We start from the raw sequence: 14,727 nt of genomic DNA, 5'->3' as shown, positions 1-14,727 counted from the left end.
GTGGGCCCCCAGGGCCCGTAAATATGCGTTCCGGAACCCCCACCCCGGAGCCCCCGCCCCCGCAACCACCCACACACCCGCACCCAACAAACCGGGCACCCGCCGAAACGAACCGCAAGCCCCCCCCCAAGCGCGCGCCGCACGGCGAAAACGCCCGGCGACGCCAACCACCCCCACCACCAAAAAGAACCGGGCCCCAGGACTGTCGTCCCGGAGCCCGGCCCTTCGATATGCCGACTGCTCGGTTGCCCGGCGCCTAGCGCCGCAAGCCGCCCGTCAGTTGTCGTCCTCGTCGATGAGGAAGCCACGCATCGGCGACGGCGCCTGCTGCATGGGCTGCTGCCCCTGCGGCCGCACCGGAGCCATCGGCTGCGTCATCGCCGGCGACATCTGCTGCTGACCGCCGTAGGACTGCGCCCCGGCACCGGGGTTGTGCCCACCGTGACCGCCCATGGACTGGTTGCCACCCATCGTGTGGCCACCCATCCCGCCGGCACCGGCACCCGCACCCGCCATCGACGGGGACGGCGGCAGCGACGCGGCGGCGGGGGTACGCGGCGGGGCGAGCGAGTCGTCGGACTGGTTCTCCAGCTGACGCAGCTGGCTCTCCAGGTACGACTTCAGTCGCGTCCGGTACTCGCGCTCGAAGCCGCGCAGGTCCTCGACCTTGCGCTCCAGCGTGGCGCGAGCGGACTCCAGCGAGCCCATCGCGACGCGGTGCTTCTCCTGCGCGTCCCGCTCCAGGGCGTCCGCCTTGGCACGGGCGTCCCGCTCCAGACCCTCGGCGCGGCTGCGGGCCTCACCGACGATCTTGTTGGCCTCGGAACGGGCCTCCGCGATCGCCTGGTCCGCGGTCTGCTGCGCGAGCGAGAGGACGCGGGCGGCGCTGTCGCCACCCGGGCCCTGGCCCGGCTGCGGCAGGTGCGGGCCGGGGCCACCGGGACCGCCGGGGCCACCAGGGCCGCCGGGACCGCCCGGGCCACCGGGGCCGCCCATCGGACCACCCATGGGGCCGCCCTGGCCCATCGGACCACCCTGGCCCATCGGACCGGGGCCGTGCTGCCCCTGCGGACCGCCGTGTCCACCGGGACCTGCGGGCAGCTGAGGTGCGCCACCGGGCAGCTGGGGCGGGCCCATCTGCTGTTGGGGCGGCACCGGCTGCGGTCCTGATATGGCAGCGGGCACGGGTGCGCCGGGTCGCTCCTGACCCTCCGGCTTGCGCATGCCCTGCTGCTGGTTCTGCGCGGCAGCACGGGTCGCGGCGGCCAGCTTGGCCCGCAGGTCCTCGTTCTCCCGGAGCAGACGGGTCAGTTCACCCTCGACCTCATCGAGGAAGGCATCGACCTCGTCCTCGTCATAGCCTTCTCGGAGACGGACGGTCGTGAACTGCTTGTTCCGCACGTCCTCGGGGGTCAACGGCATCTCTTCTTCACCTCTACGTAGTCGTCGGCAATCGGCATGACCGTATCGTTCACAGCCACCTCACGACGGTGATCAGGATGTAGACGATGATCATCAATACGAAGAAGGACAGGTCGAGCGCTACGCCCCCGAGACGCAGCGGCGGAATGACCCGCCGCAGAAGCTTGAGTGGCGGATCAGTGACAGTGTAGGTGGCCTCGAGGAGGACCACCATCGCCCTGCCGGGTTGCCATGAGCGGGCGAACTGGAAGACGTAGTCCATGACCAACCGGAAGATCAGCACAATCAGGAAGCAGTACAGCGCGATGTAGATCACCTGCAGTGCGATGTCCATCTCGCGGTGCCTCTCCCCTTACTCGTGCCGGGCCTCGTGGCTCCGGTGACCATGGTGCGTCTCAGCTCTGGTTGAAGAACCCACCCTCTGCAATACGGGCCTTGTCCTCCGCCGTGACATCGACGTTAGCAGGCGACAACAGGAACACCTTCTGCGTCACTCGCTCAATGCTTCCATGGAGGCCGAAGACCAAACCGGCAGCAAAGTCGACAAGTCGCTTCGCGTCGGTGTCGTCCATCTCCGTCAGATTCATGATCACCGGAGTGCCCTCACGGAAGTGTTCCCCGATGGTACGGGCTTCGTTGTAGGTCCGGGGATGCAGCGTGGTGATGCGGTAGGGCTCTCGCTCGGACACGACCTTGGGCATGATCACGGGTGCGTTCTTCTCCGGATTCTGACGTTCAGGTGTGATGGATGCCACGGGTGCGATACGCCCCCCTCGCCCCCCTTCCGGGAGAAGAGACCCGGAGCGCCCACTTTCTGCGGTCAGGGCGACGGGCTCGCGCTGGACGGGCGGATGCACAACCCGTACCGGTTCGTCCGGATCTGTCCGGTCCGACGGATGTGACTGGTGGGGCCGACGAGCCCGCTCGGGCTCCGGCTCGGGCTCGAATTCGTCGTCGGGGTCGAATCCCCGGCCGTCGTAACCATCGTCCTCCACGAGGCCGAGGTAGACCGCCATCTTGCGCATCGCGCCGGCCATTCTCTGCGTCCTCCGCTCTGTGGTGGCTCCCCTGCCTCCTGCGGAGAGGCACCATGGGCTCCGTCACCGGACGCCCGGGATCCACTCGGCCTGCCCGCCCGACGGGCGGAAATGACCATATTTTCTGCTGTGGTCCGACTTGCTTCGCGACGTTACCGGAGCCGGGTCCTGACTCCGAGTACCGCAGTGCCGACGCGCACATGTGTCGCCCCGGCCGCCACCGCATCCTCGAGGTCCGAGCTCATTCCCGCGGACACCATGGTGGCAGCAGGATGCCCCGTGCGCAGGCCGGACGAGATTTCCACCAGCCGCTCGAATGCCGCCCGTTGACGCCCCGCGTAGGGGCCGGAGAGCGGCGCCACGGTCATCACGCCGCCCAGCCGGAGCCCCTCGGCCGAGGCGATCGCGTCGGCGATCTCCGGCACCCGGTCCGGCGCGACGCCACCCCGGCCGCCGGCCTCTCCCGCCTCTGCGTCGAGGGCGACTTGGAGCAGGCAGCCGAGCTCCCGCCCGGCGCGCACCGCGGCGGTGGAGAGAGCGCCCACCAGCTTCGCCCGGTCGACGGACTGCACCAGATCGGCATAACCGGCCACGGAACGGACCTTGTTCGTCTGCAACTGACCGACGAAGTGCCAGGTGAGCGGCAGATCCGCGCACTCCGCCGCTTTGGGCGCCGCCTCCTGGTCCTTGTTCTCGGCGACGTGCCGCACCCCGAGTTCGGCGAGCAGCCGGACATCGCTCGCCGGGTAGGTCTTGGTGACCACGATGAGGGTCACCTCGTCCCGGGCCCGTCCCGCGGCGGCGCACGCGGCGGCGATCCGCTCCTCCACCTGCGCCAGGTTCTCGGCCAGTTCGGCCCTGCGGTCGGTCACGTGGCCCCCTCGGACCTGTCGGCCTCCGCGCCGTCCTGGTGGGCGGCCGGGCCGTCGGCTCCCCGAGGGGTCCCGTCGTCCAGCCAGACATAGCCGGCGAGGCGTCCGGTCGTCCGGTCGCGGCGGTAGGAGAAGTGGTCGGACGACTCCAGGGTGCAGACGCGGGACTGTTCGCGCATCCGCACCCCGAGCCGGTCGAGTTGTGCGTGGACACCGGCGGTGACGTCCACGGCCGGGGTGCCCCAGCCGGTGGTCGCCCAGGACTCCGGAACGACGCGCGCCACCTCGGCCCGCATGTCCTCCGGCACCTCGTAGCAGCGTCCGCAGACGGCCGGGCCGGTGACGGCGGTGATCCGCGAGACCTCCGCGCCGAGCGCGAGCATCGCCTCGACGGCCGCCGGGACGACCCCGGCGACCAGCCCGGGACGCCCGGCATGGGCGGCGGCCGCGACGCCCGCGACGGGGTCCGCCAGCAGAACCGGGGTGCAGTCCGCGGTGAGCACGGCGAGCGGCAGGCCGCGACGCGCGGTCACCACCGCGTCCACCGCCGGGACATCGCCGGCCGGACCCCACGGTCCGTCGACCACCGCGACGTCCCGGCCGTGCACCTGGTTCATCCAGACCACCCGGCCGGGATCGATGCCCAGGGACCGCGCGGCGCTCCGGCGGTTGGCGACGACGGCGGCCGGGTCGTCACCGACCGCGCCGCCCAGATTGAGCTCGGCGTACGGAACGGCGCTCACCCCGCCCCACCGGTCGGTGAAGGCGAAGTGGGCGCCGCTCGCGCTGACGTTCTGCGTTATCACTGCGTGCTGTGCTTATTTCAGGAAGTCCGGGACGTCCAGTTCCTCGGCCTGGCTGTCCTGGTAGGGACGGGCCGGGGGAACCTGGGGCGGCGCGACCGGGGGCGCGGAGGTCTCGCCCACCGGGGCCGACTCCACCTCGTCGGGCTCCTCCTCGCGCGGCGTCACCGAGCCGAGGCCGCCGAACGAGGAGCGGCCGGCGGTGTCGGAGGACGAGGAGGACGGGCGGCCGGCCGACGGGTAGGGCTCCTCGCGGCTGCCGCTGGACGAACCGAGCACCTTGTCGCGGTTCTTGGAGGGCGGCTGCCCGCCGTCGAAGCCCGCCGCGATCACCGTGACCCGCACCTCGTCGCCGAGCGCGTCGTCGATGACCGCGCCGAAGATGATGTTGGCCTCGGGGTGGGCCGCCTCGCTGACCAGCTGGGCCGCCTCGTTGATCTCGAAGAGGCCCAGGTCGGAGCCGCCGGAGATGGAGAGCAGCACGCCGCGGGCGCCGTCGATGGACGCCTCCAGCAGGGGCGACGAGATCGCCATCTCGGCCGCCGCCACCGCGCGGTCGTCGCCGCGGGCCGAGCCGATGCCCATGAGCGCGGACCCGGCCTCCGACATCACCGACTTCACGTCGGCGAAGTCGAGGTTGATGAGGCCAGGGGTGGTGATGAGGTCGGTGATGCCCTGGACACCGGAGAGCAGCACCTGGTCGGCGGACTTGAACGCGTCGAGCACGCTCACCTGCCGGTCCGAGATGGACAGCAGCCGGTCGTTGGGGATCACGATGAGGGTGTCGACCTCGTCGCGCAGGCCGGCGATGCCGTCCTCGGCCTGGTTCGCTCGGCGTCGGCCCTCGAAGGTGAACGGGCGGGTGACCACGCCGATGGTCAGGGCGCCCAGCGAGCGGGCGATATTGGCGACCACCGGCGCTCCGCCGGTACCGGTCCCGCCGCCCTCACCCGCGGTGACGAAGACCATGTCGGCCCCCTTGAGGACCTCCTCGATCTCCTCGCGGTGGTCCTCCGCGGCCTTGCGGCCGACATCGGGGTTGGCGCCGGCGCCGAGGCCGCGGGTGAGCTCACGGCCGACGTCCAGCTTGACGTCGGCGTCGCTCATCAGCAGGGCCTGCGCATCGGTGTTGATCGCGATGAACTCGACGCCCTTGAGACCGACCTCGATCATCCGGTTGATGGCGTTGACGCCACCGCCGCCGATGCCGACGACCTTGATGACTGCGAGGTAGTTCTGCGGTGCTGCCACGTCGAAGGCCTCTCGCCTCGAGTTACGTGTCCGTGCGTCACGTTGGCCGCGGTGCACGGACTGATGCCGATGTGGGACGGTCCGAACGCCGACCCGAACCCTAACGGTGAAGTTTAGGGTTACCAGTATGTCTGCTCTGTGGAGTCCTCGAACGAGACACTAAGTCGACAAGTGCTGCGCGTTCAACGAACACGCCGAACCTCCCGTTTTTCTTTTCACCCTATGTGATCACGCATAGCGCTAGCCAACCAGGGTGCTGGGGCGCCTGCGGGCACGTCAACTCCCGGACGCGGCAGGGGCCGTGGGAGCGCTCACGTCGAAGTGCCGGGCGCCCCGGGCGGCTTTCAGGAGCGCGAGCAGAGTCCGCGATTTGGCGCGGCCGTTCTCCCCGCTCCCCCACCGGACCGTCCGTCCGCCCGTCAGCTCCAGCGTGATGGAGTCATATGAACCGACCTTGACCACCCGGGTGTCGCGCCGGACCTCCGCCGGGAGCCCGGCGGCGACGCGGACCGCCTCCCTTCGGAGCCGGTCGGCGCCGAAGCGCCGCCGGCTCGGGGAGTCTCCGGCCGCGAGCTCCAGCAGCGGCACCCCGTCCGGACGCTTCCGCACCTGAGCGAACCTGACGCCCTCGGCGTCCACTTCGGTAAATCGCCCGCCCGCTTCGATCAGCAGCTGCGGACGTCTTTCGGTCACCTTCAGATCGATGCTGTCCGGCCAGGAACGGGTCACGTCGACCTCGGCGATGCGCGGGAGCGCGGCCCGCAGCCGGGCCGCGACCTCGTCGGTGTCCACGGAGGCCAGCTGCTCGCCGGCCGGTACGCCGGCCGCCGCGACCACCTGACGGGGCCGGAGCACCGTGGTGCCCTCCGCGTTCACCCGCTCGACCCGGGCCCAGTCCGAGCCGTAGAGGACCCAGACGGCGCCCACGCCGAGCAGCACCGCGCCCGCCAGGGAGGCGATCAGGGTGCGACGGCGGGGGCGCCGGAGACGGATCCGGAGCAGGGGCGGGCCGGACGGCGGAGAGTTCCGCGTACCGCGTCGGTCGGTCGTCGTTCCGGCCACGCTCCCTGCTTTCTCACGCCTGGCGGCGTGCGGAGATCGCCTCGTACACCATGCCGACCAGCAGATCGTCCGCGTCCCGGCGGCCGAACTCCGCGGCGGACCGGGACATCTCGTACAGCCGGTGCGGGTCGGCGAGCACCGGGAGCACCTGGCTCTGCACCCACTCGGGGGTCAGCTCGGCGTCGTCGACCAGCAGGCCGCCGCCGGCCTTGACCACCGGCTGGGCGTTGAGCCGCTGCTCGCCGTTACCGATCGGCAGCGGTACGTACGCGGCGGGGAGCCCGACGGCGGAGAGTTCGGCCACCGTCATGGCGCCGGCGCGGCAGAGCATCATGTCGGCCGCGGCGTACGCGAGGTCCATCCGGTCCACGTAGGGCACCGGAATGTACGGCGGCATGCCGGGCATATTGTCCACCCGGGGCAGCTCGTTCTTCGGGCCCACCGCGTGCAGGATCTGGATGCCCGAGCGCTGCAGCGCCGGGGCGACCGCCTGCACCACCTCGTTGAGCCGCCGGGCGCCCTGCGAGCCGCCGGAGACCAGCAGCGTCGGCAGGTTGGGGTCGAGCCCGAAGGCGGCCCGCGCCTCGGGACGGACCGCGCCCCGGTCCAGCGTGGCGATGGTGCGGCGCAGCGGGATGCCGACATAGCGGGCGTTCCGCAGCTTGCTGTCCGGCGTGCTCACGGCGACACCGGCGGCGTACCGGGAGCCGATCTTGTTGGCCAGGCCCGGGCGGGCGTTGGCCTCGTGCACGATGATCGGCACTCCGAGCCGCTTGGCGGCCAGATAGCCGGGGAGAGCCACGTAGCCACCGAAGCCGACCACACAGTCGGCCTTGGTGCGCTCCAGGATCTGCTCGGCGGCCTTGATGGTGCCGCGCAGCCGCCCGGGCACGGTGATCAGCTCCGGTGTGGGCTTACGCGGCAGCGGTACGGCCGGGATCAGTCCCAGTTCGTAACCCCGCTCCGGGACGAGCCGGGTCTCGAGTCCGCGCTCCGTGCCGAGGGCCGTGATCCCCACGGTCGGGTCCTGCCTGCGCAGGGCGTCCGCGAGGGCAAGCGCGGGCTCGATGTGGCCGGCGGTCCCCCCACCGGCGAGTACGACATGCACCGAAATTCACCGCTCTCCGGACGGTCGCTGCTTGACGCGCCGTCTCATCGTCTTCCATCTCACCCCAGCCAGCTTCCTTCTCACAGCAGGCTGCCGCATGGCCAGGGCCGCCCGCGCACCGGGTTCGCTGCGCGCGAAGGCGATCAGCAGCCCGATGGCGAACATCGTCGGCAGCAGGGCGGAGCCTCCGTAGGAGAACAGCGGGAGGGGGACACCGGCGATCGGCAGCAGACCGAGCACCGCACCGATGTTGACCACGGCCTGAGCCGTGATCCAGGTGGTCACACCTCCCGCGGCGTACCTGACGAAGGGATCCTCCGTGCGTCCGGCCACGCGGATACCCGCATAGCCTAGAGCCGCGAAGAGGGCGAGTACCGACAGCGTCCCCGCCAGGCCGAGTTCCTCCCCCGTCACGGCGAAGATGAAGTCGGTGTGCGGTTCGGGGAGTTGACCCCATTTCTCCAGGCTTGCACCCAGCCCGGAACCGAACAGTCCGCCGGAGGCGAGCGCATAGATCCCGTGCACGGCCTGCCAGCACTGATCGTTCGGACCGGGGTCGGTGGCGCCGATGCAGGCGAGCCGGGCCATCCGGTTGGCGCTGGTGGTGATCAGCAGGAGGCCCAGCGCCGCGGTGCCGCCGAGCACGCCCGCGAAGAGCCGGGTGGGGGCGCCGGCGAGCCAGAGCAGGCCGAAGAGGATCGCGGTGAGGATGATGGCGGTGCCCATGTCACCGCCCAGCATGATCAGCCCGAGGAGCATGAAGGCGGCCGGGACCAGCGGTACGAGCAGGTGCTTCCACTGGTTGAGCAGCCGCTTGTCCTGCTTGCGGGCGAGCAGGTCGGCGCCCCAGAGCACCAGGGCGAGCTTGCCGAACTCGCTGGGCTGGAGCTGGAAGGGGCCGCCGAGCTGGAGCCAGTTCCGGTTGCCGTTGACGGTCTGGCCGATTCCCGGGATCTGCACCAGGGTCATCAGGAAGACCGAGACGGCGAGCAGCGGGTAGGCCAGCGCCCGGTGCAGCCGGACGGGGAGCCGGGAGGCGAGCAGCAGCAGGCAGGCGCCGAGGGCGGCGGCGATCAGCTGCTTGCGGAAGTAGTACGTGGACGGCAGCCCGGACTGCAGGGCCTGGATCTGGGAGGCGGAGAAGACCATCACCAGGCCCAGGACGGTGAGCAGCGCGCTGCCGCCGAAGATCAGGTAGTAGGCGGTCAGCGGGCGGTCCCAGGCCCGCCTGAGCCGGGTGTGCAGCTTCCGCAGGCCGCCCAGGGCGCTGCCGCGGGGACGCTCCGGGGCCGGGCCGCCCCGCCCGCGGGGGCGGGACGCCGCCGGTCTCGCCGTACGGGCCGTCATGTCCCCTCCTGAAGGTCTGGTGCGCCGGACCCGTCCGCGGCGCGGGGACGGGGCCGACTAGCGCCGCTGTGCCCCGGGGGGCGCCTCCAGCTCCCGTACGGCCGCCGCGAAGGCCTCGCCGCGCTTGCCGTAGTTGACGAACATGTCCATCGAGGCACAGGCCGGGGCCAGCAGGACGGTGTCCCCGGGCCGGGCGAGCCCGGCCGCTTCCCGGACGGCCGCGGCCATCGCCCCAGTGTCGGTCCGGTCGAGGTCGACGACCGGCACATCCGGGGCGTGTCGCGCCAGCGCTTCCCGGATCAGGGCCCGGTCGGCGCCGATCAGTACGGCGCCGCGCAGCCGGCCCGCCGCGTTGCTGACGAGGTCGTCGAAGGTCGCGCCCTTGGCGAGGCCGCCGGCGATCCACACGATGTGCTCGTAGGCGGCCAGGGAGGCCTCGGTGGCATGGGTGTTGGTGGCCTTGGAGTCGTCGACGTAGGCCACGCCGCCGACGTCCGCCACGTGCTGGATGCGGTGCGCGTCGGGGCGGAAGGAGCGCAGTCCGTCGCGGACGGCCGTGGCCTCGACGCCGAAGGCGCGCGCGAGGGCCGCCGCGGCAAGGGCGTTGGCGATGTTGTGCGGGGCCGGCGGGTGGATGTCGGCGACCTCGGCCAGCTCCTGGGCATGGCTGTGCCGGTTCTCGACGAACGCCCGGTCGACCAGGATCCCCTCCACGACGCCGAGTTGGGACGGGCCGGGGGTGCCGAGGGTGAAGCCGATGGCGCGGCAGCCCTCCTCGACGTCGGCGGCGCGGACCAGTTCCTCGGTGGCGGGGTCGGCGGCGTTGTAGACGCAGGCGACCTGGTTGCCCTCGTAGATCCGGCCCTTGTCGGCGGCGTAGGCCTGCATGGAGCCGTGCCAGTCGAGGTGGTCGGGCGCGAGGTTGAGGACGGCCGCGGAGTGCGCGCGCAGGCTCGGCGCCCAGTGCAGCTGGTAGCTGGAGAGCTCGACGGCGAGGACGTCGTAGGGGCCCTCGCCGCCCTCGTCCTCGGCGAGCACCACGTCCAGCAGCGAGACGCCGATGTTGCCGACGGCGGCGGTGCGCAGTCCGGCGGCCTCCAGGATGGAGGCCAGCATCTGCACGGTGGTGGTCTTGCCGTTGGTGCCGGTGACGGCCAGCCAGGGGGCGGCGCCCGGCCGCCGCAGCCGCCAGGCGAGTTCGACGTCGCCCCAGACCGGGACGCCCGCCGCGGCGGCGGCCGTGAAGAGCGGCTTGTCCGGCTGCCAGCCGGGCGTGGTGACGATCAGCTCGGTGCCCTCGGGGAGCGTGTCGCCGTCGCCGAGGCGCACGGTGACGCCCAGCTGCTCGAGTTCGGCCGCCTGCCCGCGTGCCCGCTCGTCGTCACCGTCGTTGACCACGGTGACGCGGGCCCCGAGGCCCCGCAGCACGCGCGCTGCGGGGACCCCGGAGACGCCGAGGCCGGCGACGGTGACGTTCTTGTCCGCCCAGGTCACTTGCCTGCCGCCCACCCTGCGTAGAAGAGACCGAGACCCACGATCACGCACATGCCCTGGATGATCCAGAACCGGACCACCACCAGGACTTCCGTCCAGCCCTTGAGTTCGAAGTGGTGCTGGAGCGGCGCCATGCGGAAGACCCGCTTGCCGGTGAGCCGGAAGGAACCGACCTGGATGATCACGGACATGGTGATCAGCACGAACAGGCCGCCCAGCAGGGCCAGCAGCAGCTCGGTCCGGGAGCAGATCGCCAGACCGGCCAGCGCGCCGCCGAGGGCCAGCGAACCGGTGTCACCCATGAAGATCTTGGCGGGCGAGGTGTTCCACCACAGGAAGCCGAAACAGGCGCCCATCAGCGCGGAGGCGACGACCGCGAGGTCGAGCGGATCGCGCACCTCGTAGCAGTTGGGTCCGGCGGTGATCTGGTTGGCGCAGGACTCCTGGTACTGCCAGACACCGATGAACGTGTACGCGCCGAAGACCATCACCGAGGCGCCGGTGGCGAGGCCGTCGAGGCCGTCGGTGAGGTTCACGCCGTTCGACATCGCGAGAATCATGAACAGCGCCCAGATGGTGAAGATCACCGGGCCGAGGTACCAGCCGAAGTCCTGGGTGAAGGACAGCCGGTCGGAGGCCGGGGTCTGGCCCCGGGAGTCGGCGAAGTTCAGCGACAGGACCGCGAACGCGATACCGACGATGAGCTGTCCGGCCATCTTGGCCTTGGCCCGCAGACCGAGGCTCCGCTGCTTGACGATCTTGATGTAGTCGTCGAGGAAGCCGACCAGGCCCATGCCCGCCATCAGGAACAGCACCAGCACACCGGAGAAGGTGGGCTGGGCGGAGGTGATCACCTTCGTCAGGGCGTACGCGATCAGCGTGGCCAGGATGAAGGCGATACCGCCCATGGTGGGAGTACCGCGCTTGCCGTGGTGGCCTCGCGGGCCGTCGTCCCGGATGAACTGGCCGTATCCCTTCTTGGCCAGCAGCTTGATCAGCAGCGGGGTGCCGACCAGGGACAGGAAGAGCCCGATGACTCCGGAGAAGAGAATCTGCTTCATCGAGTTCATCGGGCGACGGCCTCGCCCTCACCGGCGCTGTCGAGCAGCCCCTGTGCGACCCGCTCCAGGCCCTCGGCCCTGGATGCCTTCACCAGCACGACGTCTCCCGGGCGCAACTCACTGCGCAACAGGTCGATCGCCGCCCGCGCGTCGGACACGTGCACCGACTCCTCACCCCACGAACCCTCATTCTTGGCGCCCATGTCCAGCCAGGCGGCCTCCGGGCCCCCCACCGCCACGAGCTTGCTGACGTTGAGCCGGACGACCAGTCGTCCGACCGCGTCGTGCTCGGCGAGTGAATCGTCACCGAGCTCGGCCATGCGACCGAGCACCGCCCACGTACGCCCCCCCTTGGCCTGTGCGGCTCCTCCCATGGCGGCGAGTGCGCGCAGCGCGGCGCGCATGGACTCGGGGTTCGCGTTGTAGGCGTCGTTGACGACGGTCACGCCGTCCGAGCGCTCGGTGACCTCCATGCGCCAGCGAGAGAGCTGCCCGGCTTCGGAGAGCGCCTGGGCGATCCCGTCCACGGACATGCCCAACTCATGGGCGACGGCGGCCGCGGCGAGCGCGTTCGACACGTGGTGCTCACCGTACAGCCGCAGCGTCACGTCGCTGCACCCGGTGGGGGTCCGAAGGCGGAAAGCGGGCCGGCCGGTGTCGGTGAGCCGGACGTCCTCGGCGCGCACATCGGCGTCCTCGGCCTCGCCGAAGAACACCGTACGGGCCTTGGTCCGGGCCGACATGGCGCGGACGAGGGGGTCGTCGGCGTTGAGCACGGCGACACCGCCGTCGGCCGCCGCGGGCAGCCCCTCGACCAACTCCCCCTTGGCCACGGCGATCTGCTCACGGCCGCCGAACTCGCCGATGTGGGCGGTGCCGACGTTGAGCACCACGCCGATCCGGGGCGGGGTGAGCTCCGCGAGGTAGCGGATGTGGCCGATGCCGCGGGCGCCCATCTCCAGGACCAGGTGCCGGGTGCCGTCGTCGGCGCTCAGCGCGGTGAGCGGGAGACCGATCTCGTTGTTGAACGAGCCGGGCGTCCAGACGGTGGGGGCGATCCGCTCCAGCAGCTGGGCGATCAGGTCCTTGGTGCTCGTCTTGCCCGCCGAGCCGGTGAGGCCGACGACCGTGGCACCGAGCCGGGCCACGACGGCGCGCGCCAGGGCTCCCAGGGCGGCTTCGACATCGTCCACGACGATCGCGGGGACACCGACGGGGCGGGCGGCCAGGACGGCTGCCGCGCCCGCCTCGACGGCGCGCTGCGCGTAGTCGTGGCCGTCGACGTGCTCCCCCCGGAAGGCGACGAAGAGGCCGTCGGGCCGCACCTCACGGGAGTCGATCACCACTGGCCCGGTGACCCGGCGGCCGGTGTCGGGTATGTCGTGCGGCTGTCCGGAAACGATCGAGGCGATCTCGGCGAGCGTGAGTGCGATCATCGCTCACCTCCCGGGGTAGCGGTACAGAAGAGCTGCCTCGTGGAGGCGTATGCGCGCATGGAGTTCTGTCATCCCTGGTCGTTGCGGTGCGAAGAGGGGGTGCGGAGCGCTTCCGGCGCGTGGTCGTGGTGCTGGCCCCCGTGGCGGAGGCCGGAGGCGGGCCGGGTGGCCTCGATGGCCTCGCGCAGCACCTGCCGGTCGTCGAAGGGGCGTACCACCCCGGCGAGGTCCTGGCCCTGCTCGTGGCCCTTGCCGGCGACGAGGACGGTGTCGCCCGGCTCGGCGCGGGCGACCGCGGCGGCGATCGCGGCGGCGCGGTCCGGCTCGACGACGACGTCGCCGCGCTCGTGCGCGGGGACCTCGGCGGCGCCGGCCAGCATCGCGGCGAGGATCGCCAGCGGGTCCTCGGAGCGGGGGTTGTCGGAGGTCAGGACGGCGGTGTCGGAGAGCCGGGCGCAGGCGGCGCCCATCGGGCCGCGCTTCTGGATGTCGCGGTCGCCGCCGCAGCCGAGGACGATGTGGATCCGGCCCTCGGTGACCTTGCGCAGGGCGCGCAGGACGGACTCGACGGCGTCGGTCTTGTGGGCGTAGTCGACGACGGCGAGGTACGGCTGCCCCGCGTCGACCCGCTCCAGCCGGCCCGGGACGCCGGGCACGGCGGCGACGCCGTCGGCCGCGGTCTGCGGGTCGATGCCGGCCACGACGAGGGCGGTGATCGCCGCGAGGGCGTTGGCGACGTTGAACGGGCCGGGCAGCGGGGCCTCGGCGCGTACGGACTCGCCCTTGGGGCCGAGCACGGTGAAGGTCGAGCCGAGCGGGCCCACCTCGACGTCCGCGGCCCGCCAGTCGGCGTCGGGGTGGCCCTCGGCGGAGAAGGTGGTGACGGGGACCTCGGAGATCTCCACCAGGCGCCTGCCGTACTCGTCGTCGAGGTTGACGACGCCGGCGCGGCTGCGGCGGGCGGTGAACAGCTGGGCCTTCGCCTGGAAGTAGTCCTCCATGCCGGAGTGGAACTCCATGTGCTCCGGGCTGAGGTTGTTGAAGAGGGCGACGTCGAAGACCGTGCCGTCGACCCGGCCGAGGACCAGGGCGTGGCTGGAGACCTCCATGGCGACGGCGCCGACGCCGCGCTCGCGCATCACGGCGAAGAGGGCCTGGAGGTCGGTGGCCTCGGGGGTGGTGCGCTCGCTCTTGAGCCGCTCGTCACCGATCCGGGACTCGACGGTGCCGATCAGGCCGGTGAGCTTCCCGCGGCCCTCCGCGGGGGAGCCCGCCCCGGAGGCGGCCCGGAGGCCGCCCTCGACGAGGTACGCGGTGGTGGTCTTGCCGGAGGTTCCGGTGATGCCGATCTGGAGCAGGTCGTGGCCCGGCTCGCCGTAGATCGCGGCGGCCAGGGCGCCCATCCGGGCCCGCGGCTGGTCGACCACCAGGACGGGCAGACCGGTGGCGGCGGCGCGGTCGGCGCCGTCCGGGTCGGTGAGGACCGCGGCGGCCTGCAGGTCGGCGGCCTGGGCCGCGAAGTCGGCGCCGTGGAAGCGGGCGCCGGGCAGGGCGGCGTAGACGTCGCCGGGGCGGACCGCCCGGGAGTCGTGGGTGATGCCCGTGACCGTCGTGCCGGCGGATTCATCGGGCGCCTTGGTGCCCAGCTGATCCGCCAGGGCCGCGAGCGGGGTCGGGCGGACCTGGTCCGGTCGGGGCGCTCCCGGGTAGGTCACGGGAACATCTTGCGGCGTGTGGGGCTGATCAGCATGTGGCACGGCGGTGAGCGTACCGGGCGTACCGGGCCTGCGGCGAAATGAGGGGGGCATTGGGGGAGGCGGTCCGTCCGGGGGTG

The 14,727-nt window shown here is 71.7% G+C and carries 13 protein-coding genes; all 13 read right to left on the bottom strand.

Features of this window, described 5'->3' with window-relative positions; genetic code table 11:
- Positions 1-276: 276 nt before the first annotated feature.
- On the bottom strand, positions 277-1,422 hold the full coding sequence (locus ABT112_RS15310; protein WP_351509599.1) for a DivIVA domain-containing protein: 1,146 nt from the start codon (positions 1,420-1,422) through the stop codon (positions 277-279).
- 49 nt (positions 1,423-1,471) lie between these two features.
- On the bottom strand, positions 1,472-1,756 hold the full coding sequence (locus ABT112_RS15305) for a YggT family protein (protein ID WP_351509597.1): 285 nt from the start codon (positions 1,754-1,756) through the stop codon (positions 1,472-1,474).
- 61 nt (positions 1,757-1,817) lie between these two features.
- Positions 1,818-2,459 carry a cell division protein SepF gene (locus tag ABT112_RS15300; protein ID WP_351509595.1) on the bottom strand — a complete coding sequence of 214 codons (642 nt, stop codon included), beginning with the start codon at positions 2,457-2,459 and terminating at the stop codon, positions 1,818-1,820.
- 152 nt (positions 2,460-2,611) lie between these two features.
- Positions 2,612-3,331: a YggS family pyridoxal phosphate-dependent enzyme gene (locus ABT112_RS15295; protein ID WP_351509593.1), complete on the bottom strand. Its 720-nt coding sequence runs from the start codon at positions 3,329-3,331 to the stop codon at positions 2,612-2,614.
- On the bottom strand, positions 3,328-4,137 hold the full coding sequence (gene pgeF / locus ABT112_RS15290) for a peptidoglycan editing factor PgeF (RefSeq protein ID WP_351509591.1): 810 nt from the start codon (positions 4,135-4,137) through the stop codon (positions 3,328-3,330). The genes ABT112_RS15295 and pgeF overlap by 4 nt, the downstream gene beginning before the upstream one ends.
- Positions 4,138-4,149: 12 nt before the next feature.
- The gene (ftsZ, locus tag ABT112_RS15285) at positions 4,150-5,385 is read right to left on the bottom strand and encodes a cell division protein FtsZ (protein ID WP_351509589.1); all 1,236 of its coding nucleotides are present in this window, start codon (positions 5,383-5,385) and stop codon (positions 4,150-4,152) included.
- Between the two features lie 276 nt (positions 5,386-5,661).
- Entirely contained in the window at positions 5,662-6,447 is a 786-nt protein-coding gene (locus ABT112_RS15280) for a cell division protein FtsQ/DivIB (protein ID WP_351509587.1), read from the bottom strand.
- A 13-nt stretch (positions 6,448-6,460) separates the two neighbouring features.
- Entirely contained in the window at positions 6,461-7,555 is a 1,095-nt protein-coding gene (murG, locus tag ABT112_RS15275; RefSeq protein WP_351509585.1) for an undecaprenyldiphospho-muramoylpentapeptide beta-N-acetylglucosaminyltransferase, read from the bottom strand.
- A 6-nt stretch (positions 7,556-7,561) separates the two neighbouring features.
- Positions 7,562-8,902, bottom strand: a complete 1,341-nt coding sequence (ftsW, locus tag ABT112_RS15270) for a putative lipid II flippase FtsW (protein WP_351509582.1) — start codon at positions 8,900-8,902, stop codon at positions 7,562-7,564.
- A gap of 57 nt (positions 8,903-8,959) precedes the next feature.
- Entirely contained in the window at positions 8,960-10,411 is a 1,452-nt protein-coding gene (gene murD, locus ABT112_RS15265) for a UDP-N-acetylmuramoyl-L-alanine--D-glutamate ligase (RefSeq protein WP_351509580.1), read from the bottom strand.
- A complete protein-coding gene (gene mraY / locus ABT112_RS15260; protein ID WP_351509579.1) occupies positions 10,393-11,457 on the bottom strand; it encodes a phospho-N-acetylmuramoyl-pentapeptide-transferase in 1,065 nt (354 codons plus the stop codon). The genes murD and mraY overlap by 19 nt, the downstream gene beginning before the upstream one ends.
- A gap of 5 nt (positions 11,458-11,462) precedes the next feature.
- Entirely contained in the window at positions 11,463-12,893 is a 1,431-nt protein-coding gene (locus ABT112_RS15255; RefSeq protein WP_351509577.1) for a UDP-N-acetylmuramoyl-tripeptide--D-alanyl-D-alanine ligase, read from the bottom strand.
- A 68-nt stretch (positions 12,894-12,961) separates the two neighbouring features.
- Entirely contained in the window at positions 12,962-14,701 is a 1,740-nt protein-coding gene (locus ABT112_RS15250; RefSeq protein ID WP_502975345.1) for a UDP-N-acetylmuramoyl-L-alanyl-D-glutamate--2,6-diaminopimelate ligase, read from the bottom strand.
- Positions 14,702-14,727 lie beyond the last annotated feature (26 nt).

This window comes from Streptomyces sp. NPDC002055 (assembly GCF_040296705.1).
Classification (GTDB): domain Bacteria; phylum Actinomycetota; class Actinomycetes; order Streptomycetales; family Streptomycetaceae; genus Streptomyces.
Note: the sequence above shows the minus strand (reverse complement) of the source record. Positions and strands in the feature narration are given on the sequence as shown.

What these genes read in the sequence shown, in the direction of transcription:
- ABT112_RS15310 (WP_351509599.1), bottom strand. Translation starts at nt 1,422, where the DNA reads ATGCCGTTGACCCCCGAGGACGTGCGGAACAAGCAGTTCACGACCGTC.
- ABT112_RS15305 (WP_351509597.1), bottom strand. Translation starts at nt 1,756, where the DNA reads ATGGACATCGCACTGCAGGTGATCTACATCGCGCTGTACTGCTTCCTG.
- ABT112_RS15300 (WP_351509595.1), bottom strand. Translation starts at nt 2,459, where the DNA reads ATGGCCGGCGCGATGCGCAAGATGGCGGTCTACCTCGGCCTCGTGGAG.
- ftsW (WP_351509582.1), bottom strand. Translation starts at nt 8,902, where the DNA reads ATGACGGCCCGTACGGCGAGACCGGCGGCGTCCCGCCCCCGCGGGCGG.
- mraY (WP_351509579.1), bottom strand. Translation starts at nt 11,457, where the DNA reads ATGAAGCAGATTCTCTTCTCCGGAGTCATCGGGCTCTTCCTGTCCCTG.
- ABT112_RS15255 (WP_351509577.1), bottom strand. Translation starts at nt 12,893, where the DNA reads ATGATCGCACTCACGCTCGCCGAGATCGCCTCGATCGTTTCCGGACAG.
- ABT112_RS15250 (WP_502975345.1), bottom strand. Translation starts at nt 14,701, where the DNA reads ATGCCCCCCTCATTTCGCCGCAGGCCCGGTACGCCCGGTACGCTCACC.